The 25,871-nt window shown below is 71.0% G+C and carries 22 protein-coding genes and 1 pseudogene; 6 read left to right on the top strand and 17 right to left on the bottom strand.

Annotated features, from left to right (window positions below):
- Positions 1 to 46 precede the first annotated feature (46 nt).
- On the bottom strand, positions 47 to 2,662 hold the full coding sequence (clpB, locus tag ABD143_RS06595) for an ATP-dependent chaperone ClpB (RefSeq protein ID WP_343972658.1): 2,616 nt from the start codon (positions 2,660 to 2,662) through the stop codon (positions 47 to 49).
- A gap of 462 nt (positions 2,663 to 3,124) precedes the next feature.
- On the opposite strand from clpB, the gene ABD143_RS06590 reads away from it, so the two are divergent.
- The 4 genes and pseudogenes from ABD143_RS06590 to ABD143_RS06575 form a co-directional block, all read left to right on the top strand.
- On the top strand, positions 3,125 to 4,228 hold the full coding sequence (locus ABD143_RS06590; protein WP_343973404.1) for a globin domain-containing protein: 1,104 nt from the start codon (positions 3,125 to 3,127) through the stop codon (positions 4,226 to 4,228).
- A 124-nt stretch (positions 4,229 to 4,352) separates the two neighbouring features.
- Positions 4,353 to 4,766: a hypothetical protein gene (locus ABD143_RS06585; protein ID WP_343972655.1), complete on the top strand. Its 414-nt coding sequence runs from the start codon at positions 4,353 to 4,355 to the stop codon at positions 4,764 to 4,766.
- Positions 4,745 to 5,191, top strand: a complete 447-nt coding sequence (locus ABD143_RS06580) for a hypothetical protein (protein ID WP_343972652.1) — start codon at positions 4,745 to 4,747, stop codon at positions 5,189 to 5,191. Before ABD143_RS06585 ends, ABD143_RS06580 begins: the two co-directional genes overlap by 22 nt.
- 92 nt (positions 5,192 to 5,283) lie before the next feature.
- Positions 5,284 to 5,421 (top strand): annotated as a pseudogene (locus tag ABD143_RS06575) (flavohemoprotein); the annotation flags it as partial.
- Here ABD143_RS06575 and ABD143_RS06570 read toward each other — a convergent pair.
- The 12 genes from ABD143_RS06570 to ABD143_RS06515 form a co-directional block, all read right to left on the bottom strand.
- On the bottom strand, positions 5,408 to 5,839 hold the full coding sequence (locus tag ABD143_RS06570) for a type II toxin-antitoxin system VapC family toxin (protein WP_343972649.1): 432 nt from the start codon (positions 5,837 to 5,839) through the stop codon (positions 5,408 to 5,410). The pseudogene ABD143_RS06575 and the gene ABD143_RS06570 overlap by 14 nt on opposite strands.
- 374 nt (positions 5,840 to 6,213) lie before the next feature.
- Complete coding sequence (locus tag ABD143_RS06565) at positions 6,214 to 6,651, bottom strand: heat shock protein transcriptional repressor HspR (RefSeq protein WP_343972646.1); 438 nt, start codon at positions 6,649 to 6,651, stop codon at positions 6,214 to 6,216.
- A complete protein-coding gene (locus tag ABD143_RS06560) occupies positions 6,648 to 7,841 on the bottom strand; it encodes a DnaJ C-terminal domain-containing protein (protein WP_343972643.1) in 1,194 nt (397 codons plus the stop codon). Before ABD143_RS06560 ends, ABD143_RS06565 begins: the two co-directional genes overlap by 4 nt.
- Before the next feature lie 18 nt (positions 7,842 to 7,859).
- Entirely contained in the window at positions 7,860 to 8,558 is a 699-nt protein-coding gene (grpE, locus tag ABD143_RS06555; RefSeq protein WP_343972640.1) for a nucleotide exchange factor GrpE, read from the bottom strand.
- The gene (dnaK, locus tag ABD143_RS06550) at positions 8,555 to 10,411 is read right to left on the bottom strand and encodes a molecular chaperone DnaK (protein WP_343972638.1); all 1,857 of its coding nucleotides are present in this window, start codon (positions 10,409 to 10,411) and stop codon (positions 8,555 to 8,557) included. Before dnaK ends, grpE begins: the two co-directional genes overlap by 4 nt.
- Positions 10,412 to 10,579: 168 nt before the next feature.
- Positions 10,580 to 11,008, bottom strand: coding sequence for a hypothetical protein (locus tag ABD143_RS06545; RefSeq protein ID WP_343972636.1), 429 nt, complete (start codon positions 11,006 to 11,008; stop codon positions 10,580 to 10,582).
- A 260-nt stretch (positions 11,009 to 11,268) separates the two neighbouring features.
- Positions 11,269 to 12,285: a C40 family peptidase gene (locus ABD143_RS06540; RefSeq protein ID WP_343972633.1), complete on the bottom strand. Its 1,017-nt coding sequence runs from the start codon at positions 12,283 to 12,285 to the stop codon at positions 11,269 to 11,271.
- Between the two features lie 13 nt (positions 12,286 to 12,298).
- Positions 12,299 to 12,838 carry a hypothetical protein gene (locus tag ABD143_RS06535; protein ID WP_343972630.1) on the bottom strand — a complete coding sequence of 180 codons (540 nt, stop codon included), beginning with the start codon at positions 12,836 to 12,838 and terminating at the stop codon, positions 12,299 to 12,301.
- A gap of 73 nt (positions 12,839 to 12,911) precedes the next feature.
- The gene (locus ABD143_RS06530; protein WP_343972627.1) at positions 12,912 to 14,861 is read right to left on the bottom strand and encodes a hypothetical protein; all 1,950 of its coding nucleotides are present in this window, start codon (positions 14,859 to 14,861) and stop codon (positions 12,912 to 12,914) included.
- Positions 14,858 to 17,881, bottom strand: coding sequence for an ATP-binding protein (locus ABD143_RS06525; protein ID WP_343972624.1), 3,024 nt, complete (start codon positions 17,879 to 17,881; stop codon positions 14,858 to 14,860). The genes ABD143_RS06530 and ABD143_RS06525 overlap by 4 nt, the downstream gene beginning before the upstream one ends.
- A complete protein-coding gene (locus tag ABD143_RS06520) occupies positions 17,868 to 18,338 on the bottom strand; it encodes a hypothetical protein (RefSeq protein WP_343972621.1) in 471 nt (156 codons plus the stop codon). The genes ABD143_RS06525 and ABD143_RS06520 overlap by 14 nt, the downstream gene beginning before the upstream one ends.
- A gap of 4 nt (positions 18,339 to 18,342) precedes the next feature.
- On the bottom strand, positions 18,343 to 18,606 hold the full coding sequence (locus ABD143_RS06515) for a hypothetical protein (protein ID WP_343972618.1): 264 nt from the start codon (positions 18,604 to 18,606) through the stop codon (positions 18,343 to 18,345).
- 435 nt (positions 18,607 to 19,041) lie between these two features.
- Between ABD143_RS06515 and ABD143_RS06510 the strand changes: the two genes are divergently transcribed.
- Complete coding sequence (locus ABD143_RS06510) at positions 19,042 to 21,333, top strand: heterodisulfide reductase-related iron-sulfur binding cluster (protein WP_343972615.1); 2,292 nt, start codon at positions 19,042 to 19,044, stop codon at positions 21,331 to 21,333.
- Between the two features lie 69 nt (positions 21,334 to 21,402).
- Here ABD143_RS06510 and ABD143_RS06505 read toward each other — a convergent pair whose 3' ends face one another.
- Both ABD143_RS06505 and ABD143_RS06500 read right to left on the bottom strand, forming a co-directional pair.
- A complete protein-coding gene (locus ABD143_RS06505) occupies positions 21,403 to 22,134 on the bottom strand; it encodes a hypothetical protein (protein ID WP_343972612.1) in 732 nt (243 codons plus the stop codon).
- Positions 22,135 to 22,319: 185 nt separating this feature from the next.
- The gene (locus tag ABD143_RS06500; protein ID WP_343972609.1) at positions 22,320 to 23,231 is read right to left on the bottom strand and encodes an AraC family transcriptional regulator; all 912 of its coding nucleotides are present in this window, start codon (positions 23,229 to 23,231) and stop codon (positions 22,320 to 22,322) included.
- Positions 23,232 to 23,418: 187 nt separating this feature from the next.
- Between ABD143_RS06500 and ABD143_RS06495 the strand changes: the two genes are divergently transcribed.
- Positions 23,419 to 24,063, top strand: a complete 645-nt coding sequence (locus ABD143_RS06495; RefSeq protein ID WP_343972606.1) for a class I SAM-dependent methyltransferase — start codon at positions 23,419 to 23,421, stop codon at positions 24,061 to 24,063.
- Positions 24,064 to 24,066: 3 nt separating this feature from the next.
- Here the strand turns inward: ABD143_RS06495 and ABD143_RS06490 are convergent, their stop codons facing one another.
- Complete coding sequence (locus ABD143_RS06490; protein WP_343973401.1) at positions 24,067 to 24,675, bottom strand: response regulator transcription factor; 609 nt, start codon at positions 24,673 to 24,675, stop codon at positions 24,067 to 24,069.
- Positions 24,676 to 24,680: 5 nt separating this feature from the next.
- Positions 24,681 to 25,868, bottom strand: a complete 1,188-nt coding sequence (locus ABD143_RS06485) for a histidine kinase (protein WP_343972603.1) — start codon at positions 25,866 to 25,868, stop codon at positions 24,681 to 24,683.
- Between the last annotated feature and the right edge of the window lie 3 nt (positions 25,869 to 25,871).

The raw sequence follows: 25,871 nt of genomic DNA, 5'->3' as shown, positions 1-25,871 counted from the left end.
GCTGGCGGCCCCGCCTACGGCAACCGTGAGCGAGGCCGCCATGCCGTCAGTGACTGCCGACGGGAAGGCCCCTGCCGACGATGAGCCCGCCGGTTCCGCCGCCGGCGCCCGGGTCGAGGTCGACCCGCACCGTGTCGCCCTCTCGCACGTCGCCCGCCAGGAGCTCCTTCGCGAGCTGGTCACCGATCGCGGACTGCACGAGCCGCCGCAGCGGCCGCGCCCCGTACACCGGGTCGAACCCGTTCATCGCGAGCCACTCGCGCCCGGCGTCGGACACCACCAGGGTGAGCCGCCGCTTGGCGAGCCGCTTGCGCAGCACGTCGAGCTGGATGTCGACGATCGACGTCAGCTCCTCCGTGGACAGCGCGTGGAAGACGACGACGTCGTCGAGCCGGTTGAGGAACTCGGGCTTGAAATGCCGCTGCACGATCCCCAGCACCGCGTCCTTGCGCCCGCGGTCGTCCAGTGCGGGGTCGGCGATGGCCTGCGACCCCAGGTTCGACGTGAGCACGAGGATCGTGTTGCGGAAGTCCACCGTGCGGCCCTGGCCGTCGGTGAGCCTGCCGTCGTCGAGCACCTGCAGCAGCGTGTCGAAGACGTCCTGATGAGCCTTCTCGACCTCGTCGAACAGCACCACCGTGTACGGGCGGCGCCGCACGGCCTCAGTGAGCTGCCCGCCCTGGTCGTAGCCGACATAGCCGGGAGGCGCGCCCACGAGCCGCGCGACCGAGTGCTTCTCGGAGTACTCGCTCATGTCGATGCGGACCATCGCCCGCTCGTCGTCGAACAGGAACTCCGCCAGCGCCTTGGCCAGCTCGGTCTTGCCCACGCCGGTGGGACCGAGGAAGAGGAACGAGCCCGTCGGCCGGTTCTCATCGGCGATGCCGGCGCGGGCGCGACGCACGGCGTCGGACACCGCACGCACGGCCTCGGTCTGCCCGACCACCCGCTTGCACAGCTCGTCCTCCATGCGCAGGAGCTTGGCCGTCTCGCCCTCGAGCATGCGCCCGGCGGGGATGCCGGTCCACGCGGAGACGACGTCGGCGACGTCGTCCGGGCCGACCTCCTCCTTGAGCATCAGGTCGGTGCCCGGCGCAGTGACGGCCGTGGCCTCGGCCAGCTTCTTCTCCAGCGCCGGGATCCGTCCGTAGCGCAGCTCCGCCGCCCGGCCCAGGTCGCCGTCGCGCTCGGCGCGCTCGGACTCCCCGCGCAGCGACTCCAACTGTTCCTTGAGCTCACGCACGGACTCGATCGCCCCGCGCTCGTTCTGCCACCTCGCGGTGAGTGCCGAGAGCCGCTCGCGCTGCTCGGCCAGCTCGGCGCGCAGTGCGGCCAGCCGCTCGACCGAGGCGGCATCGGACTCCTTCTCGAGCGCCATCTCCTCGATCTCCAGCCGGCGCACGGCCCGCTCGACCGTGTCGATCTCGACCGGCCGGGAGTCGATCTCCATCCGGAGCCGGGACGCGGCCTCGTCGACGAGGTCGATCGCCTTGTCCGGCAGGAACCGGGCGGTGATGTACCGGTCCGACAGGGTCGCGGCGGCCACCAGCGCGGCGTCGGTGATCCGGACGCCGTGGTGCACCTCGTAGCGCTCCTTGAGCCCGCGCAGGATGCCGACGGTGTCCTCCACCGACGGCTCGCCCACCAGCACCTGTTGGAAGCGCCGCTCCAGGGCGGGGTCCTTCTCGATGCGCTGGCGATACTCGTCGAGCGTGGTGGCGCCGACCAGCCGCAGCTCACCGCGGGCGAGCATCGGCTTGATCATGTTGCCTGCGTCCATCGCGCCCTCGCCGGACGCGCCGGCGCCGACGATCGTGTGCAGCTCGTCGATGAAGGTGACGATCTCGCCCGCGCTCTCGGTGATCTCCTTGAGCACGGCCTTGAGCCGTTCCTCGAACTCGCCGCGGTACTTCGCGCCGGCCACCATCGCGCTCAGATCCAGCGAGACCACACGCTTGCCGCGCAGCGACTCGGGGACGTCACCCGCGACGATGCGCTGGGCGAGCCCCTCGACGATGGCCGTCTTGCCGACACCAGGCTCGCCGATCAGCACCGGGTTGTTCTTCGTGCGCCGGGAGAGCACCTGCACGACCCGGCGGATCTCGGTGTCTCGACCGATCACCGGGTCGAGCTCGCCCTTGCGCGCACGTTCGGTCAGGTCGACGCCGTACTTCTCCAGCGCCTGGTAGGTGGTCTCCGGATCGGGGCTCGTGACCCGGCTGGACCCGCGCACCTTCGTGAACGCATCCCGCAGCGCGTCCGGGGTGGCCCCGTGGCGCCGCAGCAGGTCGGCGACCGGCCCACGGGCGCCGGCCAGCCCGACCAGCAGGTGCTCGGTGGAGACGTACTCGTCGCCCATCTCGGTGGCCAGCTGCTGCGCCGCCTTGATCGCTGCCATCGCGTCCCTCGACAGCTGCGGGGCGCTCACCGTGGCCCCGGCCGCCGACGGCAGCCGGTTGCCCATCTGCGTCAGCTCGTTGCGGACGGCCCCGGCGTCCGCGCCGACCGCCTGCAGCAGCGGCGCGGCGATCCCGTCGCCCTGCGCGAGTAGGGCCCCCAGAAGGTGGGTGGGACCGACATCAGGGTTGCCGGCGAGCGAAGCGGCCTGGACGGCGGCCGAGATGGCCTGTTGCGTCTTCGTGGTGGGGTTGAAGGAATCCATGTTCCCCGCGTTCCTCCTGCATCTTCTCGCCTGGGCATCATCGTGCCCGTCGACAAGGACAACGTCAGGAAAGTTGAGCGTGTTCCGCTCAAGGCATCCGGGTCGTCGGCCGAGCCCTCACCCCACCAGCCTGCCGTGGACGAGCCGCCGCCGCAGCGGTCTCTGGGCTTCGAACGGACGGACGTCGAGGAGCAGGTAGCGGGCGCACCGAGCCGGTCCGAGGACGTCGACGATCGATCAGACCTCGCCACGCCGCTCAAGTGCGTGGTGGCATCCGCCGTCGCAACCCAGCTCGACCTGTCAAGAGTCACGGAAACGGGCTCGCGCGCGATAAGGTGCCATGCCGGGGGGCCAGCTCCCCATGCCTCGGTCTACCAGAGGGAGATCCAACCATCCATGACCGCTGAACAGCTGCTCACCGACCTCCCCATCGTCGAGGAGCCCCGCAGCGAGCAGTCCGGGATGGTCGAGGTCATCCGTACGAGCTGGGAGCGCGTCGAACCGCAGGCCGACTCTCTCGGTAGATACTTCTACGGCACGCTCTTCCAGCTCGCCCCCGAGACGCGCGAACTGTTCCCGGTGAACATGGAGGTGCAGCGTAGCCGCCTGCTCCGGGCGCTGGTGCACGTCGTGCAGATGGTGGACCAGCCCGACGACCTCGTGCCGTTCCTCGAGCAGCTCGGCCGCGACCACCGTAAGTTCGGCGTGCTCGCCCAGCACTACGACGCCGTCGGGGCAGCACTCCTGGGCGCCATCGGGTCGTTCGCGGGCGACGCTTGGACCCTCGACGTCGAGCAGGCCTGGACCGATGCCTACGGCATCGTCGCGGGCGCCATGACCAGCGCCGCGCAGGCCGAGCGCGGCCCGGCGTCCTGGCTCGGACGGGTGGTGGGGCACACCCGCATCGGCTGGGACATCGCCGTGATCACCGTGCAGCCCAGTGAGCCAATCCCGTACCGGGCGGGGCAGTACCTGAGCGTCGAGACCCCGCAGCGGCCGCGGCTGTGGCGCTACCTATCGCCCGCCAACGCGCCTCGCCCCGACGGCACCATCGACTTCCACGTCCGCGCCGTCGACGGCGGCTGGGTCAGCCGCGCGGTCGTCGCCCACTCCCGCATCGGCGACACCTGGCGCATCGGCCCGCCAATGGGCCGCATGCACGTCGACCCGGACACCGGGCGCGACCTGCTCATGATCACCGGCGGCACCGGGATGGCCCCGATCAAGGCCCTTCTCGAGGACATCGCCGCGCGCCGGGAGCAGCCGCACACGCAGGTATTCGTGGGCGGCCGCAACTGGGACGACCTGTACGACCTCGACAGCCTGCGCAAGCTCTCCTACAGCAACACGTGGCTCGACATCGTGCCCGTCGTGGAGAAGGACGAGGGCGGCTCCGGCGCCGAGCGCGGCACGCTGGCCGACGTCGTCACCCGCTACGGGGCGTGGGCCGACCACGACGTGCTGGTCTGCGGCTCGCCGGCGATGATCCGGGCCACGGTGTCGCGGATGCTGGTGGCGGGCACCCCGCTCGACCGCATCCGGTACGACCCGTTCACGATGGACTGATCGATCTGCTGCTCCGTCCGAGTGGTTCGATCACGTTCGGGACACCGAGCAGGGATGATGGCAGAGCCTTGGTGCCATGACCAGTTTCAGACGGACGAGCCCGCCGCCGCAGGGTCTCCGCGCTGTGACGACCGGACTCCTCGTTATCGCTTCGCTGCTCACGACTGCGACCGCCGCGGCTGCTGCGCCGCCGTTGCCGCCGCCGTGCATCAATTACGTACACCATGAACCTGGCGGCCGTGTCGAGGTGGACCTACGGCTGGATCCGAGAACCGGCACGTTCACCAGCCTTGTAGTCTTCTGGTTCATCAACGATCCGGGAGCGGCGCCCGGCTTTTACAACTGGTCGCACGTCCTCAACGGCCGACCTCTCACGCCGCGACTCGACATCAAGGACGACAACTTTCACACGACGTTCCGCTCCCAGGAAGGCTGGTTCTTCGGCGATACGTACAAGTTCCAAGCTACACACTATTCGCCCGTAACGAGGACAACCTATATATCGGCGGTGAACGAATGTCTGATCACGGCCAGATGAGAGCCAGTTCCCAGAACTGGGCCGTCCTTCTGCCTGATATCCTGACGCATAGCGTCGACCAGCTACGCCCGATGCTCCCCAAGCACCTCGCAGTTATGGTGGTCGGGGGACAGGTTCTGCTCTCAACGACCGCCGGCCAGCCCAGGGCTGTAGCAACCGAGACGGTCGGGGTCCCAGCCCAGGTTGAACGGGGCGGGTTGGCGGCGGTCGCAGCCCGCATGCTCGCCGACGTCCAGGATCTCATCGTCACAGATCTAGGCGGCCCATGGCCGCTGACCAAGAGCGGGCAGCCCACCCACCCAGAGGCCTCCCTTGTCGGCACCTCGCTCGACCTCCGCTTCTCGAACAAAGACGGCTCGGATGGCGTTCTCTTGGCGCCATACCCGGTGCCAGAAATCCCACCGCCGACAGTGGTCGCGGGTTAAGGACGCCAGGAGATCGGGAAGCACCGGGCACTTGATGAGCGAACAGCACCAGCAGCGACTCCTCGCCGGAGAGCAGGAGACGTATTCGCCGCACCCGATACGGGGCGTGGGCCGACCATGACGTGCTGGTCTGCGGCTCGCCGGCGATGATCCGGGCCACGGTGTCGCGGATGCTGGTGGCGGGCACCCCGCTCGACCGCATCCGGTACGACCCGTTCACGATGGACTGAGCACCGTGAGCCCGGCGGCGTGTGCGATCGTCGCCAACCTCTTGTCGTACGTCACGAACTCCGTGGCCGCGGGTTCGAGTTCAAGGGCCGACACCAGGTGGATCGCGTCGAGCGTCCGCACCATCGGCGCTTCGAAAGCCCCAGCACGTTCGAGAAGGTGGCGGTCGACAACAACCTGTGCCACCTCATCCAGAACAGCTTCAGCCTCGGCGAGCTCCGCAGCCAGCTCGTCCGCATCTATGAGCGCACCCTGGTCTGTGTGGTTGCTCCGCAGAACAACCCTGCGCACCTCGGCTTGTGCGAGCTCCGACGTGACGACCAGCTCGCCACCTCGTTCGTCGAGCCATTCCTGGAGCGCCTCGGACTCGTCCTCCTCGCGGATCAGCTTGACCAGGGCGCACGAGTCGAGGTAGATCACCTGTCCTCGTCGTTCCTGAGCTGCTCGAGAGTCTCACCAAGGGGCCGGACGCCGGGCCGCCGAGGACGTGCCCGTCGGCCCGACAGACCGCCCGGGCGACCAGGCCGGAGTCTCCCTCGGGCGATGAGATCCTCGATCCGCTGCTCGTCCTCGCTCGCAGGGACCAACCAGCCAACAAGGCGTCCGCCGCTGGTTAAACGCCCGATCGCCCCGGCCGCAGCCAGTTCCGCCACGACCTTCCCAGCGTTGCGCAGCTCGCGGATCCCGATCTCCCGTTCGGGCTGCCTCGGCCTCGGGACCGACACCGCGTCGTTCACGTCGGTCAGAGTACGACAGCGTCGTCGGTTAACAAGCGATCGTCTGTCCTGAGACGGTCAGCCCCGGGGCTTCGGCCGCCACACCACCAAGGCCTGGCGACGGTCGACCGGCACGAGGTCGCGGCGGTAGGAGGCGTGCACGCTCGCCGCAGCCTGCTCGGCCGCGACGTGGGCAGCGTGCAGCTCCTGCGCCATCTCCTCGATGCGCGTGCGCAGCTCGTCGAGCAGATTCTCGAGTTCGATGATGCGCTTGATGCCCGCGAGGTTGACGCCCTCCTCCTGCGAGAGCCGCTGCACCTCGCGGAGCAGCGCGATGTCACGTGCCGAGTAGCGCCGCCCGCCGCCTGCCGACCGGCCGGGGCTCACGAGCCCCAGCCGGTCGTAGCTGCGCAGCGTCTGGGCGTGCAGCCCCGCCAGCTCGGCAGCCACCGAGATGACGAACACGGGGCTGTCCAGGCTGGCGCCGGGTGGCAGGCCCGTCCCACCGCTGTTCATCGAGCACCTCCGAGCAGGTCGGCCCTCGGGTCGAACTCCTTGGTGGCCTCGGCGAAGGACTGCAGAGCCGCTGAGGCCGCGTCATCCAGCTTGGCCGGCACCGTCACCTCGACGGTGACGAGCAGGTCCCCGGTCTTGCCCTTGCGTGGCACCCCGCGCCCGCGCACCCGGAGCGTGCGCCCACTCGCGGTTCCGGCGGGGATCCGGAGCGAGACGGTGGACTCCAGCGTCGGGACGGTCAGGGTGGTGCCGAACGCCAGCTCCGGGAACGTCACCGGCACCGTCAGCGTCAGGTCGTCGGGGTTGCGCTCCGACCGGCCGAACAGCCGGTGCGGGGTGACGTACACCTTGACGTACAGGTCCCCCGCCAGAGCGCCGCCCCGGCCCGGCTCGCCCTGGCCCTTCAGCCTGATCTGCTGCCCGTCGGCCACACCCGCGGGGATGCGGACCGTGATCGTGCGGGTGCGAGTGCTGGTGCCGTCGCCGCCGCACTCAGGGCACGGGTCGTCGATTATCCGGCCCGTGCCCCGGCAGTCGCGGCACGGCTCGGAGAACGCGAACGCCCCCTGGCTGCGGCTGACCAGGCCGACGCCACCGCAGGTGGGGCACTGCCGCGGCGTGCTGCCCGGTCGCGACCCCGTGCCGCCGCAACGTTCGCACCGGCCCGGCGCCGTGAGCCGCAGCTGCACCTCGGCTCCGCGGACGGCGTCCACGAAGTCGATGCGCAGCTCGCTCTCCACGTCCGCGCCGCGCTGGGAACGCGGAGCGGTGGTGGGGCCGGCGCCCGCCCGGTTGCCGAAGAGGCCCCCGAGCAGGTCGCTGAAGCCGCCGGCACCGCCGCCCCCGGAAGCCCCGGAGCGGCCGAACAGGTCGTTCAGGTCGAAGTTCTGTCCGGCCCCCGTGCCGAAACCGCCGGGGAAGCCGGCGCCCCCGCCGAAGCCGCCGCCCCCGCCCGCGAAGAGCGCACGGGTCTCGTCGTACTCGCGGCGCTTCTTCTCGTCGGACAACACCCCGTATGCCTCGGACACCGACTTGAACCGGGCTTCGGCGTTGGCGTCACCGGGGTTGGCGTCCGGGTGCAGCTCGCGCGCGAGCTTCCGGTACGCCTTCTTGATCTCGTCCGCCGAGGCGCCTGAGGCGACGCCCAGCTCGCGGTAGAAGTCCTTCTCGATCCAGTCGCGCTGGGTCACTCCGCCTCCCCTGCGTGATCAGTCAGGGCCGTCGGCCGGATCGGGATCTGGTGTCTTGGTGTCGGTGAGAGCGTGAGGTTCGGTGGCCGCGTCGCCCTGGCCCAGCTCGTCGGCCCGGTCGGCGACGATGACCATCGCCGGCCGCAGCACGCGGTCGGCGATGCGATAGCCGGCCCGCAGCACCGCGGAGACCACGGTGACCGTGGGCCCCGTGAGATCGCTGGGCTCGTGCTGCACGGCCTCGTGAACCGACGGGTCGAAGGGCTCGCCCTCCAGCCCGAACGGCTCCAGGCCGAGCTTCTGCACCACCGCGACCAGCTTGTCGCTGACGGACTTGAACGGGCCGGTGAGGTCGCCGTGCGCCTCGGCCCTGTCCAGGTCGTCGAGCACGGTGAGCAGCTCGGAGACGAACTGCACCCGAGCCCCGACCAGCACACTCTCGCGGTCACGCTCGACACGCCGTCGGTAGTTGGCGTACTCGGCGCTCACCCGTTGCAGGTCGGCGGTGCGCTCGGCCACCTGGGCGGCGAGCTCGGCGGCCGCGACGGCATCCGGGCCGGGGACCGGCTCCGGCCCTTCGGCCTCGGCGGCCCCGGCCGGCTGGGCGGCCGGGGTGCGCACCTCGCCGGTCACCGGGTCGATCCGACGCCGGTCCCGGACCACGACCCGCTCACCGTCGCCGTTCTCGGCGCTCTCGTTGCGGTCCGGTCCCTTCACTTCTTGTCCTTCTCCTCGTCGACGATCTCGGCGTCCACCACGTCGTCGGCGCTGTTCTGCGCCTGCTGCTGGCCGGCGTCGGCGCCCGGAGCGGCAGTGCCGTCGGCACCCGGCTGCTGGTACAGCGCGGAGCCCATCTTCTGGGACTCGGTGGCGAGCTTCTCCATCGACGTCTTGATGGCCTCGGTGTCGGTGCCCTTGAGGGCGGTCTGCGCCTCGCCGAGCGCGCTGTTCACCGAGTCCTTGACGTCGGCGGGCAGCTTCTCGTCGTTCTCCTTGACGAACTTCTCCGTCTGGTAGACGAGGGACTCGGCCTGGTTGCGGACCTCGGCCTCCTCACGCCGCTTCTTGTCCTCCTCGGCGTGCTGCTCGGCCTCGCGCATCATCCGGTCGATCTCGTCCTTGCCCAGGGCGGACCCGCCGGTGATCGTCATGGCCTGGCTCTTGCCCGTGCCCAGGTCCTTCGCCGAGACGTTCACGATGCCGTTGGCGTCGATGTCGAAGGAGACCTCGATCTGCGGCACACCCCGCGGGGCGGGCGGCAGGCCCGTCAGCTCGAACATCCCGAGCTTCTTGTTGTACGCCGCGATCTCGCGCTCACCCTGGAAGACCTGGATCTGCACCGACGGCTGGTTGTCATCGGCCGTGGTGAAGATCTCCGACCGCTTGGTGGGGATCGTGGTGTTGCGCTCGATGAGCTTGGTCATCACGCCGCCCTTGGTCTCGATGCCGAGGGACAGCGGGGTGACGTCGAGCAGCAGGACGTCCTTGACCTCACCGCGCAGCACACCGGCCTGGAGTGCGGCACCGACGGCGACGACCTCGTCCGGGTTGACGCCCTTGTTGGGCTCCTTGCCGCCGGTGAGCTCCTTCACCAGGTCGGTGACGGCCGGCATGCGGGTGGAGCCGCCGACGAGCACGACGTGGTCGATCTGGCCGACCGAGATGCCGGCGTCCTTGATGACCTGGTTGAACGGCGCACGGGTGCGGTCGAGCAGGTCGGACGTGATGCGCTGGAACTCGGCGCGCGAGAGCGTCTCGTCGAGGAACAGCGGGTTCTTGTCGGAGTCGACCGTGATGTAGGGCAGGTTGATCGTGGCCGTCGACTGGCTCGACAGCTCGATCTTCGCCTTCTCAGCGGCCTCGCGCAGCCGCTGCATCGCCATCTTGTCCTTGGTGAGGTCGATGCCCTGCGCACTCTTGAACTTCTCGACGAGCCAGTTGATGACCCGCTCGTCCCAGTCGTCGCCACCGAGGTGGTTGTCGCCGTTGGTCGCCTTGACCTCGACAACACCCTCGCCGATCTCCAGGAGCGAGACGTCGAAGGTGCCGCCACCGAGGTCGAAGACCAGGATGGTCTGCTCCTTCTCGCCCTTGTCGAGCCCGTAGGCCAGCGCGGCCGCGGTGGGCTCGTTGACGATGCGGAGCACGTTGAGGCCCGCGATCTGGCCGGCCTCCTTGGTGGCCTGGCGCTGCGCGTCCTCGAAGTAGGCGGGGACGGTGATCACCGCGTCGGTGATCTCCTCACCCAGGTACGCCTCGGCGTCGCGCTTGAGCTTCTGCAGCACGCGGGCGCTGATCTCCTGGGCGGAGTACTGCTTTCCGTCGACGTCACCGGTCTTCCAGTTGGTGCCGATGTGCCGCTTGACCGACCGGATGGTGCGGTCCACGTTGGTGACGGCCTGGTTCTTCGCCGACTGCCCGACGAGCACCTCGCCGTTGCGCGCGAAAGCCACGACGGACGGCGTGGTGCGCGCACCCTCCGAGTTGGCGATGACCGTCGGCTCGCCACCCTCGAGCACGGCGACGACGGAGTTGGTGGTCCCGAGGTCGATGCCGACCGCACGAGCCATGGTGTGTGCCTCCGAATTGCTTGAGTTGCCTTCGCTCAAGTTTGCCACGCGGCGGGTCCGAGCTCTGACTCGGTTCTTGAGTCCGCTGCGCTCAACTTGTTCGTGGAGTCCAACGAAACACTCGGCGATCGTGTTCCCGGGGACCGCGTCTGGTGGGGGCCGGCCGCGCTACAGCGGTGCGGCGGGCCGGGGCTCCACTCGCCCGGCGGAGGCCGGCGGCAGCGGGTCGTCCACGGGCGCGAGCACCCGGTGGCGCTCGGGGTCGTCGACGACCTGGTCGTCCGCGTCGCGATACTCCAGCTCGCCGTCCGGCCCCAGGTCCGCGTGGTAGCCGGCGGCCCGCAACTGCTCCTCGTCGAGGTCGACCAGTAGCTCCCGACGGCTCGGCACGATCTTGTAGTCCGGCCACGTGAGGTGGCCGTAAGCGTCGTGGAGGTCGGCGAGCAGCCCGACGAACACCTGCTGCCACCGCAGCGGCATCGACTGGGCGAGCGACCTCGGCACCACGAGGTGGTCCTCCGTGGCGCCGCGCGCAGGACGATCGAGGTAGTCCTTCACCGGCGTCGTCGACGCCGGCACGGACGGTTCGGAGGGCATGCGACTCCTGCTAGTGCTCGTGCCCGGCTCGGGCACACTCCACTCTCCCAGAGCGCGGCGACTCGCGCGTACCGGTGCCCCGATGTGGATCAGCTGGGAGGGTCCTGAACAACTCCGCCCGTAGCGAGCGGCGTCCAGGTGGGTGCATCGCAAGGCGGACGATCGGGCCGATACCGCTGTTGTATCGGCCCGATCGTCCAACGCCGCGAGGTGCCCGCCTGGGCGTCGCGCAGTAGGGCCGGGTTGTTCAGGGCGCTCCTCTAGGCGCGGTTCGGCGTCGTCCCCGGCCGCGTGGCCAGCGGCACGAGCTCCTTGTGGTCCCACTGGACCGGCCGCACCCGCACCTTCTCGCCCGTGTAGGGCGCCTCGACCATCTGGTCGTTGCCCATGTAGAGCACGACGTGGTGGATCGTCGACGGGTCGCTGGGGTCCGTCGCCAGGAACAACAGGTCCCCCGGCTGCGCCTGCCCGATCGGCACGTGCCCGCCCGCGTAGAACTGCTGCCGCGACACCCGGGGCAGGTTGATCCCCGCCGCCTGGAAGGCCCGCAGCATCAGTCCGGAGCAGTCGTACGTATTGGGTCCGGTGGCGCCCCAGACGTACGGTTTACCCACCTCGCCGAGCGCGAAGGCGATGGCAGCACTGGCGACGCCGTCCGGAAGGACCGCCGTCTGGCCGCATCCGGCCGGGTCGGCCACGTCGGCGAGCTGCTGCACCAGCTGCGCGGCGAGGCCCTCCCATTTCGCGTAGGCGTCCGGGAACGCCGAGCGCTGGACAGTCTGCGCGGCCACCGTGACCGGCATGGTGTCCCAGCCCGGGACCTTCAGCAGCCGCTCGATGAAGATCGTCGTGCTGTAGACGGGGTCGGTGACCTCCGCGGGCGACCCCCAGCCCTGTGACGGGCGCTGCTGGAAGAGCCCGAGCGAGTCGCGGTCGCCGTAGTTGATGTTGCGGAGGGTCGATTCCTGCATGGCTGTCGCGAGCGCGATGAGCCACGCCCGCGGCGGCGCGCCCATGTCCCTGGCGATCCCGATGATCGTCGCCGCGTTCCGGCGCTGCTCATCACTCAGATCGCCGATGGTAGTGCCCGCGCGATCGCCCGCGAGCGGCCCGACCGGCGAGCGCAGCCCGGCGTCGCACGGCCCGTAGGTGCCCGGGCGCCCGCCTCCGCCCCCGCTGATGTTGAAGGCGATGAACCCGACGCCGAGGAACAGCGCGAGCGCCGCCGCGATCGCGACGAATGGGATGAGAAGCCGCAGCGGACGCAGGAAGTTCATGCGGCCCAGCCCGTCAAACCCGGTCGTAGCCGGCGACCCGCCAGCCCGTGTCACCGTTGATCACGAGGACGACGAGCGTCAGCGCGTCGGTGGGCACCTGGACCTGCACCGACCGCGGCGACACCTGCACTGCTCGCGGCTCGCCCGTCACGCGCGTAGCCGGGATGTTCGACGGGTCGACGGCGCTGAGCACACCGAGGTACTCCTCCGTCGTCGTGGAGCGAAGGCCCTCCAACCACTGCTGCGCCGGAGTGCCATCGGGCGGACGCACCCAGGCCGCCGTCCAGCGCGCAGCCGTCGAGAGTGCCGCCGCGGGCGCCCGGGACAGCGGAAGCGTCGTCGGCTGGAGGTCGGCGACCGGCGGGAGCGCGGTGGGGGTCGGCGTGGCGGGCGGGAACCCGGACGTCGAACCGGTCCGCGGGAAAGCGCCCGTCGTCGGGCCGGCGGACGAGTGCCCGGCCCGGGCCCCTCCCGCACCGGCGCTGCTGCCGCTCAGATACCCGATCCCGAAGCTCACCCCGGTACCCAGCGCGATCACGACCACGGCCGTCACCGCGAGACGGCCAGGAGAGCGCAATGGCCACTGCCAGAGCGAGCGGTACGCGGCGGCCCGGCCGCGGGGGCTCCTAATCGGCACCGCTCGGCCCACCACGCGGCGTGTACACGGCCTGCGTCGGGCGCGGCCGGTAGATGCGGTAGACCGGCACGCCGTCGACGATCTCGGCCTGCACCGGGCGGACGCCGCCGGGCCGGAGCGGCACGGCGTCCGGGCGCCGGTAGATCACCCGCTCGTCGACGTCGCCGGGCTCACCCCAGCCCGGACGTCCCCCCGCGGCCGATGCACCGTCCGGCCCGGACGGCAGCGCGGGACGGCGGGCGGCCGGGTAGATCTGGGGCGACCGGGGCGCCTCGATCTCGCTGCGGCCGCGCACCGGCCGGGTGGCCTGCGCGGGCACGCGGATGACCGGCTCGGCCTCGGGGCGTTCGCCGTGCGGGTAGCCCGAGGCGCCCGCGGCGCCGCGCCGCTCGTCCCACCACCGGGCCTGCCGGTCCTCCGGCGGGCCGCCCCGCATCCGCTGCCAGACCCGGGACATCGGCCCGGTGCCTGCCCCCGGAACGATCCCGCCGAACTGCTCACGGGTGAGCGACACCATCGACACGAGCCGTCGGAACGGGCGCGCGACGGCCCAGAGGACGACCGTCACCACCCCCGTGACGAGCAGGGCGAGCCAGAGGTCGACCCCGGAGCCCGGGCGGAAGAGCGACACGACGAGCAGGGCGTGCAGGCCGGCCAGTGCACCGACCACGAGCGTGTTGACGATCGCCGCACCCGCCACGCGGAGCAGCGACGGCAGGATGTCCGGCTTGAGGATCGCCACCACGGCGATCGCCGGAGCCGTCATCACCAGCAGCCGCAGCATCAGCAGCGCGACCAGGACGAGCACCTTGGAGAGCAACTGGAACAGCGCGATGCAGACGGCTTGGACGACGGCGAGAAGGCCGGCGCCGATCCGGCTGCCCGATTCACCGGTGAAGTAGGGATAGCGGTCGCCCATCCGATCCGCGATCGCGGCGAAGTCCGCTTTCTTCTGCTCTGCCAGCTGGAGCGTGTCCTGGCGCTCGGCGACCTCTGGCTTCGTGAAGGTCTGTGCGCGCAGCAGGTCGCGTCCGAGCGCCTGGGCCTGCGGCACCTCGGGTGATCCAAACTCGCCGCGAAGCCAGTTCTGGTAGATCGTCTGATCGACGAGAACCGTCGGCAAGGTGTCCCGGTCTCCGAGCCCGACCTGCCCGAGGAAGCCCGCTTGCATCTCGGTGACGCCGTTCAGCAGCAGCCCGTCGGCGGCCCGCGCCCAGTCCACAGGCGCGAGATACGCAGCCGACCCCACGACGAGTGCAACGACCGCGAACGCCGCGCGCTGGGTCTGCCGAGCAAGATCTCCGCGAAGAGCCAGGACGAGGAGCACCGCGGCGAGGATGATCAGCGCCAACCCGACCCAGGTCGTGAAGACGGTGTCGTACATCGCACGCGTGCCGTCGCTGATCAACTGGTCGAGCGGGGCGAGCAGCTCGCCCCCGTCGGCGATCAGGTAGTGCGCCCAATTGACGCCACCCACCACGAGTTTCGCCGCGTTGAGCGCCTGGTTCCCGAGCCACGTGTCCGTGGTGGTGGCCGGGTTGAACACCGCCGTGCCGGCGCAGCCGAGGTCGTAGTTGTGCCAGACGAGACCCGCGTACCCGACCTCGTCGTAGACGCTTCCCGGCTCACCTCGGTCCAGGCGCGGCGGATCCAACGATCCGACGAGGCCCGTGCCCGGCCGATCCGGCTCCGGCGACTCCCGGCAGTCGATCCCCTGCGCGAACGCCGGCTGCCCGAGCATGACCGAAGCGCCGACCAGTCCGGTGACGACCAGCAGCGCCGCTCGCCTACTGCGGCGCCGATCCGATGCCCCGGCATCGGCAGCCCGATTGTTGGCACCCGCTTTGCGTCCACGCCGGAGACCCACCAAGACGGCAGCCGTCACCACAAGGGCGACCGGCAGCCAGCCGACACCCGCCGGGAGCTCCCCCGGATTCACCGAACGGCCTCGCCGGCCGCGCGCACGCGGTCCTGGTCGAGGCCGGCATGGCCGTTGCCGCCATGGACCGAGTCGTCGTCGCCTGGATCGACATCGCCTGCCAGGTCGAGGTGCTCGTCGTGCCGCAACTCAGGGCCCGGGCGGCCGTAGTGGTCGCTCGCGTCGCCGCCGGGCCCGCCCCGGTCGCCGGTCAGCAGGCCGTCCGGGTCGTCGAGATCGGTGAACTCGTCGTCGAGGTCGTCACCGAGGTCGCTGCCCAGGTCTGGGCCGGGCCGCACGAAGCGCCCGACCGGCGGGGCGAGCGGCGCGTGGCGCGGGGCCGGCTCGTCGGGGGCCCGCACGGCGGCCGGTCCGGTGGCGGCGGGCACCCCGCGGGCCGAGACGCGGCTCGCGTCGGGGTTGGTGTCGAGCGCCTCGCGGACGTGCTCCAGATGGGGTGCCTCGAGGTCGATCCGGATCTTCTCCACGCCCCCGTGGCCGTCGGCGAAGATGAACTGGCGCGGGGTGTCGTCGGGCCGGTCGTCGTGCCGGGGCCGCGGCGAGAGCGTGCCCAGCATCTGCTCGTAGCCCACGCCGTGTGGCACCTTGAGCAGGCGCAGCGCTTCCGTCTGCGCCTCCTCGTCGTCGGTGCGGCCCACGAACACGGCGTTGACCAGCGACGCGAACCCCGAGACGCGCAGCAGGTCGCCGGCGAGCTGGGAGGCGAACATGGCCCGGACGTTGAACTTGCGCGAGTCGCGGGCCAGGCGGTCGATGAGCACCTTCCCCGTGGGCACCTGCGACAGGAAGTGCGTCTCGTCGAGCGCGACACCCTTACGGAGGTTGCGGTCGGCCTCATAGATCGTGCGCTGGGTGAGCCAGGACGCCAGGTTGAGCAGCTCGACGGCCAGTGCCTCCCCGTCGGTCCACTCCTCACGCGGGCTGCCCGGCCGGGGCAGCGTCATCCCCTGCATGGTGAGCACGGTCAGCCGGTAGTCGCGGTCGGCCTGCCACGGGTCGTCGCGCGAGGTGTCCGGGAAGAGCAATGCGGCCTGCGGCAGCTCCCGCCGCTCCTCCAGGAAGTCGGCGACGACACCGGCGTGCTCCTCCCCTTCGCGGGCGTGCCGGCGCAGCGCGTCGATCACCTGTCCGGGGTGCCGATCGGTGGCGCCACCCACCTCGCGGACCGCGCGGAGCAGCACGATCCGGGTGTGCGGGATCCGCGCCACGTCGTAGGGCAGCAGCCCGGTGAGCACGTCGAGGACGAGCCGCCTGCGGGTGGCCGCGGCGAGCGAGCGCTCGCGGCGCCAGGCCCGCTCGGGGTCCTCCTCATCCGCGAAGTGCTCGGGCCGCGGCTCCGCGACCACCCGGTACGGGTTGAGGATGCCCGGGTCGGCGCGGAGCAGGTTGATGTGGCGGGAGAACGGCGCCAGCTCCGGGAGCCGGGTGAGCTGAGCGAGCGGCCCGGACGGGTCGAGGACCGTCCAACGCGCCCCGGCCCGCAGGGTCTTGTAGACGATCACGCCGGTGAGGAAGGACTTTCCCGAGCCCAGCCCACCGACGACGGCGGTGAGGCCGGACGCCCGGCGCACCTCCTGCGCCAGCCAGGGGTCCCACGCCACAGGGCGGCGGGTGGCCGTGCAGGTCTCCCCGATCATGATTCCGCGCCGGTCGCCGACCGACGCGGTGGCCGCGGGCACGGCAGAGGCGGCCCAGGTGACCGAGCCTCGGCGGCGATAGGCCGTGGACGCGAGCGGCTCGCCTGGGATGAACTCACGGGCGTAGCGGTACTGCGCCTCCGGGTGCTCGACCTGCACCTTGGGCCGGTAGACGTCGAGCACCTGCTGGGCGCGGCTGATCGCCTCGGCCTCGTCCTTGCCGGACACAGCGATGCGCCACCAGCCGTAGAGCCGGGTGTTGAGCTGCGTGAGGCCGGAGGTCAGCTCGTCCTCCACCTCCAGCACCCGCTCTGCCTGGCGGGCCAGCGACATCGGCGGGTCGAGGTCGTGGTCGTGGGTGTAGTGCCGGATCTGGCTGCGCACCTTCCCCATCTGGCGCTGCAGCTCCCCGGCCACCTCGTCGGGACGCCGGACATAGATCCGCGCCGACCACTCGACCGGGAACGGGAGCCGGTCGGAGTGCTGCATCCACGGGTCGTCGACCTCGGGGATGCGCAGCCCCTCCATCAGGCCGACCGACAGGACCGCCACGTTCCGTGAGACCGTCTGCGCCCGCAGCCGCCCGATCACCCGGACAGTGGGGGCGTAGGGCTCTTGGTGCATGTCGACGCCGTCGGTGAACGCGGCGAGGTCCTCGGTCTCCCAGCGACCCACCCCGCCGGGCACGACCGAGAGCGTGCGCGGCGCGGGCAGCCCGAGTGCGCACGAGCGATGCATCAGCCAGGCGATGTCGTCGGCGCTGGCGGGCACGGCGTCGAGCCCGCTCCCGGAGACGAGCGCGTCCAGGTGCCCAACCTCGGAGGACAGCGCGGCCAGCTCGGCGCGGACGGCAGCGGGCGCCACCTTGCCCAGCACCGGCGCCGCCCGCTCGACCCAGCGGTCGAGCATGCTGCGGCCGGAGACCTCGATGCCGAGGAAGACCTCCTTGTCCGACATCGACAGGCCCATGAGGTGGCGCTGCTCGCCCTCGAGGAACCCGTCCCAGCCGAGCGCGCCCGCGACGTCGGGCATCCGGCCGAGCGCGTTGTGGTCGAACGACTCGGCCCACATGTGCACCGGATACGGCCGCGTCGTCACCCGCAGGTGCAGCCAGCGGCCCTGCAGCTCGCCGAGCTGTGCGGCGATCTGGCGGATGAGGATCTCGCGCTGCGAGTCGCTGCGGAAGCTCCACGCCTGCGCCGCGAGCCGGTACCACGCCATGACCTGCGTGCCGGTGCGCGTGAGGTGGCCCTCGATCGACCGGAGTGCGATGTCGGGCTCGTACTTGGGCAGCCCGCCGTCGCCGGCGAGCGCACGGCCGCGGCGGGCGCCGCGCTTCGGCTCGGAAGATCTCCGGTCACGGCCCGCGTCACGTCGTGACACGCGAACGCCCCTTCCGCCGCCCGGCGTCGGCCGGGCGCTCTGCCTTGCTGTTCGATGCGCGCCGCTTGGGCGCGCGCTTGCGTGACGATGCTCTCGGACGGACGACCGGACCGACCCGCACGTGCCGTGAGCGCACCTCGCCTCCTGTGGCGGCCGTGCGCTTCCGCGGCCCGGTGAGCTCGTGCCTGAAGAGCTCGAGGACCTGCCCGAGCGGGCGTTCGTAGTCGATGCGCTTCCCGACGAAGCGGGTGACGACGATGGTGATCACCAGTGCCCACGCGACAGAGAAAAAGTCGAGCCCGATCCCGATCCGCCGCTGGACGAACATGACGGCGATCATCACCAGCAGGCCGATGCCGTAGCCGACGTAGCGCACGCGCCAGGGGAACGTGGCGCGTGGGGGACCAAGCCAGATGGAGTCGACGCGGTAGATCTCGTCGTCGGTGCGGACGAGCACGCCGTCACCCAGTGATGAGGCTGGCCAGGAAGCTGCCGATCTCCGGGCCGTTGCCGGAAACCGCGATGCCGAGGGCGACGAGGCCGATGATCAGCCCGACGCTGCGGCGGGCGACGCCTGCGTTGTCACCACGGCCGCCGATCCAGAGCAGGATGATCGCGATGCCCAGCAGGATGAGCGGGACCACGTTGTCCTGGATCCACGTCTGCAGAGGCGCCGACGTCACGCCCTGAGCGAGCGAGAGCACAACGGCCTCCGGTGCGGTCATGACGGCTCCATCCTCGTGGCACTGCCAACCGAGGCTGCCGCGTGCCCGACCCCCTCGGGCTGGCGATCGCCCGACCCGGTCTTCTCGACCTTCCCGACTTCGAGTAGACCATGCTGACCAGCGGGAGCATAGAGGGTCATCCACCCAGCAGACACGCAGCAACACGCACAGCCACGGCCGTCCGCCGACAGGGTGATTGATCAGCATCGGCACCGGATGGCCCGTCTTGACCGATTGAGTGACGAACGACGGACCGTTGCGGCCCGCACACGTCCGAACCACGCGTTAGGGTCGCAACGGACCCACAGTTACTCGTGAGTAGGTTGCATGCCCGACCGACGTCGCCGCAGATGAGAGAGGGCGCTGAGGCGCCCGTCTACGCTGCTCCGCATCGGCCGCCCGCCCGCACCGCCGGCCAGTCCTGGGAGGAAGCCCGTGGTTGTCAGACTCGTCATCGGACTGGCGATGACCGCGCTCGCGCTCGCGGTCTCGGGCCGCCGGGCCTTCTGGCTCTACAAGCTGATCAAATCGGGCCAGCCCGCGAACGACCGGCTCGAAGGGCTGAACGAGCGGCTGAAAGCGCAGGTCGTGGAGGTGTTCGGGCAGCGCAAGCTGCTGCGGTGGTCGGTGCCCGGCCTCGCACACTTCTTCACCTTCTGGGCGTTCGTGATCTTGATCACGGTGTACCTCGAGGCCTACGGGGCGCTGTTCGACCACGACTTCCACATCCCGCTGATCGGCCGCTGGCCGGTGCTCGGGTTCCTGCAGGACTTCATCGCCGCGGCGGCGCTGGTCTCGCTGGGCGTGTTCGCGGTCATCCGGATCCGCAACGCCCCGCAACGGAAGGCGCGGGCGTCACGGTTCTACGGCAGCCACACCGGCGGGGCGTGGCTGATCCTGTTCATGATCTTCAACGTGCTGTGGACGATGTTCTTCTTCCGCGGCGCGGCCTCGGCGCTCGGCGTGTTCCCCTACCCCTCGGGCGCGTTCGTCTCCATCGGCGTCGGGCAGCTGTTCGGCCAGGCCGGGTTGTCGACGGGCACGCTGCAGGTGCTGGAGAGCGTCGGGCTGCTGCTGCACATCGGCGTGATGCTGATCTTCACGGTGATCATCGCCTACAGCAAGCACCTGCACATCTTCACCGCGCCGATCAACGTCTCGGCCAAACGCCTGCCCAAGGCGCTGGGCCCGCTGCAACCCATCGAGCACAACGGCGCCCCGATCGACTTCGAGGACCCACCCGACGACGCCGCGTTCGGGCGCGGCAAGGTCGAGGACTTCACCTGGAAGGGCATGCTCGACTTCGCCACCTGCACCGAGTGCGGGCGCTGCCAGTCCCAATGCCCGGCCTGGAACACCGGCAAGCCACTCTCCCCGAAGCTCGTGATCATGGACCTGCGCGACCACCTGCTCGCGAAGGCGCCCTACCTCATCGACGGCAAGGACATGCCGGAAGAGGGCGCGGTCTCCGTCAAGGGCAGCGCCGACCAGGCCGGCGGGCACGGCCACCACGTCCCCGAGTCCGGGTTCGGCCGGGTGCCGGGGTCGGGCCCCGAGCAGGCCATGCGGCCGCTGGTGGGGACCCTGGAGGCCGGCGGGGTGATCGACCCGGACGTGCTGTGGTCCTGCACCACCTGCGGGGCCTGCGTGGAACAGTGCCCGGTGGACATCGAGCACGTCGACCACATCGTCGACATGCGCCGCCACCAGGTGCTCATCGAGTCGGAGTTCCCCTCCGAGCTGGGTGCGCTGTTCCGCAACCTGGAGAACAAGGGCAACCCCTGGGGCCAGAACGCCAAGGACCGGCTGGACTGGACCAAGAGCCTCGACTTCGAGGTGCCGGTGTTCGACGGCGAACTCGCCACGGACACGGAGTACCTGTTCTGGGTCGGCTGCGCCGGCGCGTTCGACGACAACGCCAAGAAGACCGTCCGCGCCACCGCCGAGCTGCTGCACCGCGCCGGCGTGAACTACGTGGTGCTCGGCTCGGAGGAGGGCTGCACCGGCGACCCCGCCCGCCGCTCCGGCAACGAGTTCCTCTTCCAGATGCTCGCGCAGCAGAACGTGGAGATGCTCGACACGGTGTTCGAGGGCCGCGAGCCCGGCACCCGCAAGATCGTCACCACCTGCCCGCACTGCCTCAACACCCTCGGCCGCGAGTACCCGCAGCTGGACGGGCACTACGAGGTGGTGCACCACACGCAGCTGCTCAACAAACTGGTCCGGGAGGGCCGTCTGGTGCCGGTCGCCGCCCCCGACGGCGCGAGGACCGACGTCACCTACCACGACCCCTGCTACCTCGGCCGGCACAACGAAATCTACGAGGAGCCCCGCGAGCTCGTCGGCGCCGCCGGGGTGCGCCTGGCCGAGATGCCGCGGCACGCCGACCGCTCCTTCTGCTGCGGCGCCGGCGGCGCCCGCATGTGGATGGAGGAGACCATCGGCAAACGAGTCAACCTCGAACGCGTCGACGAGGCCCTCGGCACCGGCGCCGAGCAGATCGCCACCGGCTGCCCGTTCTGCCGCGTGATGTTCACCGACGGCCTCACCCAACGCCAAAGCGAGGACAAGGGCGCAGGCGTCGAGATCCTCGACGTCTCACAGATGCTCCTGGCCTCCGTCAAGCGCGGTGACGGCGCAAGCAACGGGAAGGCAAACGGCGAGGTGGACGCCCTCGGCGCGGGCGCAAGCGCCGACTCCGCGATGCAAGATCGGCGCGACGACTAACGACAGCTCAGCACAACGGGTATTGCGCCGACCAGGAGCAGAGCCTCTGGTCAGCGCACGTCCCGAATCTCAGCAGGGCTGGTAGTCCGTCACGACGAATCCGCCACCGAGGCCTGCCTGCTCAACGCGGAACCTGCCCAACTGAGGCCCGGCTTCCGGCGCCGGCCAGGTCATCGCACAAGCATCAACAATCCAGCCGCCAGTCTGCTCAGTGATCGCTGCTTTTGGCTGCGAGTATTCGCGAGGGCTTCGTACCTGTGATGCGAGCCGGACGACAGCGGAACTGCAGTCCGCGCTACCGGAGGCCGCCACGAATCGCGGCTCCGCATCCGACACCAGCAAGTTGCAGAACCGAGCCGGATTGTTGTCCGCCACTGCCCTCGCCAATGCGGGGAGGACCGTGTCGAAGCGCGAAGTTCCCAGCTCCGTGCGGATCTGATTACCGGCCTGCGCCGCAACCTGTTCCGCGTCTATGCGGGCTTGGTACGCCGACAAGCCGTAGCCCACGCCGCTGATCAAGCACAACACCGCCCCCACCGCCGCAAGCCGCCACCATGGCAACTGCGCGAGCCCGGCGAGCAGCACTCCAATGCTCGCCGCGAGCGCCCACGCCCATGGGCCGGTGCTCATCATCAACCCGATGACAACCGCGAGGCCGGCGAGCGGGAGGTCCCAGCCGCGCAGCGGTCCGTCGAGTCGCAGCACCCGCAGCACGATCAGTGCGGCGAGGCCGATCAGCCACGGGATCCAGGACAGCCCCGCGAAGGGCCAGAGCAGGAGGGCGGCGGCCAGCACCGCCACGCCCGCGGCGCCGCGGGGGGACCGGGTGAACCGCCGCCAGTCGAAGCGAGGCCGTGGGCCGTGCGGGGGCGGGCCGGGAGGTGGTGCGCTCGGCGGTGGGGGGAACGCCGGCGGGCCGGCGTCCGGCCGGGGGGCAGGAAGCCACGGGGGTGGGGTGGTGCCTCGCTCCTCCACGCCGCCCGAGGCTACCGGTCGGACGGTCCGTGTCCCAGCAGTCGCCGTGTGTCGTCGCTCCGGACGCCGCCCGGGTCGCGGCCGGCGCGGCGCCACTCCAGTGGCGCGACGCCGTGGCTGCGCCGGAACCGCTTGGTGAAGTAGCCGGGGTCCTGGTAGCCGACTCGCCCAGCCACGACCTCCACAGTGAGGTCCGTCGTGGCGAGCAGCCGCCGCGCCTCCGTCATCCGCCGCTCGGTGAGCCACTGCTGGACGGTGCGGCCGGTCTTGCGCCCGACCACCGTCGTGAGGTGTCCCGGTGTGAGCCCGACGGCGTCCGCGACGTCCCGCAGGGAGATCGGGCGCCGATAGCCCGCCTCGATCGCGTCGAACACGGCGGCGAGCAGCGGCTCGTCGCGCACGGCGAGGTCGTCCGGGACGTCTGCCGCGAGCCGGGACACCGCCACGAGCAGCAGCGTGAGGTGGGCGAGCACGGCCTCGTTGTAACCGTCACGCCGCTCGTCCAACTCCCGTTCGAGCGCGGCGATGCGGGCGGCGAAGCCGGCCCGCTCCCGGGTCGGCACGCGGAGCCGCTGCGCACCGCCCGCCACGCCGCGGACGAACGGGAACAGCAGCGGGTGCGACCGCCAGGACAGGAAGGTGCCCGGCGCGGCGGACTCGAGCACGTCCGCCGGGAAGAAGACGGCCCGGCAGGCGACCGAGTCCAGGTCGTCGGTGCCGCCGGAATCGACCACCTGGCCCGGCCCGATGACGAACACATCTCCGGCTTCGAGCGGCCACGACCGCCCGTCCAGTTGGAAGGTGCCGCCGCCGCGCTCGACGTGGAGCAGGACGAGGAAGTCGTGCGCATGGGAGCGCCCGCGGAGGAACCCTCCGGGTTGGAGCTCCCCGGGCTCGCAGCGCACGACGCCGACCGGCGGCACTCCCGGCACCCGGCGGTAGCCGTAGACGGGCGCGCCCCCCTCGACCCGCCTCCCGGTGTCGGCGGGAGGAAGCAGAACCGAAGAACGTCCCAGAGCTCCCGCAGATGGACCATCGTGGCCTGGATGTTGGCCCTTCAGACTGGGCAGCGGCACCGGAACATCGTCGCATCGGACGGAGCATCGCACCATGGCAGACAAGGCACCGCACACGAAGGGTCACGGGCACGGTTACCTGCCCGCGATGGGCCATGACCGGCTGCTGCCGTTCTACGACGTGTTCACCTTGCTGCTCGGCGCGCGTGCCGGGCACCGCAGGCTCGCAGACCAGGCCGCGGTGCGACCGGGGCAACGGGTGCTGGAGATCGGCACCGGCACCGGGAACCTGGCACTGCTCGTAGCTCGCCGTCACCCGGACGCCGAGGTCGTCGGGCTCGATCTGGACCCGCTGGCCCTCGCCGTGGCGCGCCGCAAGGCCGGGCGCCGTGGCCTGCGGGTCCAGTGGGACCTCGGCACAGCTGCCGAGCTGCCCTACGCGGACGCGAGTGTCGACCGGGTGCTCTCGTCCCTGATGTTCCACCACCTCGACGAGGACGAGAAGCGCCGAACCCTCGCCGAGGTCCGCAGGGTGCTCAGGCCGGGCGGGAGCCTGCACCTCATGGACTTCGGCGGCAGCCACCAGGGCCCGCTCGCTCGGATGCTGCACCGCAGAACCCCCCGCCTTGACGCCAACACGGGTGACGCGATCCCCGAGCGCATGCGCGCGGCGGGCCTCGCCGACGCAGCGGAGATCGACCACAGGGCGGGGGCCGCGTACTTCCGCGCCACCCGCTGACCGTCAGAGCCAGCCGTGGTCACGCGCCCTCTGCACCGCTTCCATCCGGGTGCCCGCACCCAGCTTCTGCATCGCCGACGACAGGTAGTTGCGCACCGTGCCTGGGGACAGGTGGACCCGGCCTGCGATGTCGGTGGCGGTGCCGGAGATGTCGACGGCGCGCAGGACGTCCAGCTCGCGGTCGGTCAGCGGGCACTCCTCCGCCATCAGCGCGGTCATTGCGAGGTCCGGGTCGACGTAGCGTCCGCCGCCGTGCACCCGGCGGATGACGTCGGCCAGCAAAGTGGCCGGGGCGCTCTTCGTGACGAAGCCGGTGGCGCCGGCCGCGAGCGCCCGCCGCAGTACCCCGGGCCGGGCGTGCCTGGTGAGGATGATGCAGCGGGTGCCGGGCTCGTTCGCCGCGACCCATTGGGCCACCTCCGCCCCGTCGCGACCCGGCATCTCCACGTCGAGCACGGCGACGTCGGGCCGGTGCTCGCGGACTCGCGCGATGGCCTCGTCGCCGGTGCCTGCCTCGGCGACGACGACGAGGTCGGGTTCGAGGCCGAGCAGTGCCCCGACAGCACCGCGGGTCAGCGACTCGTCGTCCGCGAGCACGAGCCGGATCGGCACCGTGGTCACCGGGCAGCCCCGGGCAGCACGGCGTCGAGCCGGAAGGTCCCGTCCGGACCGGGACCCGCATCGAGCCGGCCTGCGTGCTCGTCGAGGTAGCGGCCGAGTGCCGCGAGCCCGGTGCCCAGCTCGGCGCCGTGGCCGGGGAGCGCGCCGTCGTTGACGACCCGCAGCCGGGCCTTCCCGTCCGTCACGTCGATCTCGATCGTGCAGTGACTCGGCGCGGCGTGCCGGAGCACGTTCGTCATCGCCTCCCGCAGCACGCGGCCCAGGACGTTGCGGGCGGTGGGCCCGACGGAGGCGGGTTCGCCGCGCACGACGAGGTCCACCCCGGCGGAGCCGAGCACCGCCCGCGCCCCTGCCAGCTCCGTGACGAGGTCGGTGCTGCGGGTGTCGCGCACGAGCGCCCGCACCTCGGTGAGCGACTCGCGGGCGACCCGTTGCACCTCCTCCATCTCGGCGCAGGCGCGGTCGGGGTCGGTCCCCTGCAGCCGCGAGGCCAGCTCGCTCTTGAACGCCACCACCTCCAGAGCGTGGCCGAGGATGTCGTGCAGGTCGTCGGCCAGGCGCAGCCGCTCGCGGGCAGTCGCCAGCTCGGCGGCGGCGCGGCGTGAATCGTCCAGGTCCGTCACGGCCTTGAGCCACCACAGTCGCTCGACGTCGAGGGTCCACATCGAGCCGACCATGAACGCGGCGAGGCCGGCGATGACGTACGGAACCGCGGGCGACCGGGCCGCGTCGACGGTCTGGAGGGTGATCAGGTAGCCGGCGCAGAACACCACGGCGGCCGACGAGAGCACCCATGCCGCGATCCAGCGAGCGCGCAGGCCACCGACGATGTCGCCGAGCAGCACCCCGCTGACGATCGCCCAGACGAACCCGACCGGCCCGCCGGCGAGCGCGACCAGCGACACCGCCAGCCCGATGGCTGTGGCCGCGATCATGAACCACACCGGCGCCCGATGGCCGAGCGACTTCGTGAGCTCACGGATCCGCCACACATGCAGGGCGAGCGCGACGACGAACAGTGCCACCAGCGCGACGGTGTAGCCGGCGGACGGCCAGCCGTTCCATGTCATGGACATCGGGACGATGAACAGCCAGCCGGTGGTGATCAGCAGCCCGATCAGGCCGAACCGACGGGCGGCGCGGACCTTCCGCTCCTCGGCTCCGGCCAGCGGCGAGACGTCCACGAC

Source organism: Pseudonocardia aurantiaca (assembly GCF_039526725.1).
Taxonomy (GTDB): domain Bacteria; phylum Actinomycetota; class Actinomycetes; order Mycobacteriales; family Pseudonocardiaceae; genus Pseudonocardia; species Pseudonocardia aurantiaca.
The sequence above is the reverse complement of the archived record's forward strand: the minus strand, read 5'-3'. Positions and strand labels throughout refer to the sequence as shown.

Coding starts and splice junctions, on each gene's coding strand:
- ABD143_RS06565 (WP_343972646.1), bottom strand. CDS start 6,651: ATGAACAGCGGTGGGACGGGCCTGCCACCCGGCGCCAGCCTGGACAGC.
- ABD143_RS06515 (WP_343972618.1), bottom strand. CDS start 18,606: ATGACCGCACCGGAGGCCGTTGTGCTCTCGCTCGCTCAGGGCGTGACG.
- clpB (WP_343972658.1), bottom strand. CDS start 2,662: ATGGATTCCTTCAACCCCACCACGAAGACGCAACAGGCCATCTCGGCC.
- ABD143_RS06545 (WP_343972636.1), bottom strand. CDS start 11,008: ATGCCCTCCGAACCGTCCGTGCCGGCGTCGACGACGCCGGTGAAGGAC.
- dnaK (WP_343972638.1), bottom strand. CDS start 10,411: ATGGCTCGTGCGGTCGGCATCGACCTCGGGACCACCAACTCCGTCGTC.
- ABD143_RS06540 (WP_343972633.1), bottom strand. CDS start 12,285: ATGAACTTCCTGCGTCCGCTGCGGCTTCTCATCCCATTCGTCGCGATC.
- ABD143_RS06580 (WP_343972652.1), top strand. CDS start 4,745: ATGTCTGATCACGGCCAGATGAGAGCCAGTTCCCAGAACTGGGCCGTC.
- ABD143_RS06495 (WP_343972606.1), top strand. CDS start 23,419: ATGGCAGACAAGGCACCGCACACGAAGGGTCACGGGCACGGTTACCTG.
- ABD143_RS06590 (WP_343973404.1), top strand. CDS start 3,125: ATGGTCGAGGTCATCCGTACGAGCTGGGAGCGCGTCGAACCGCAGGCC.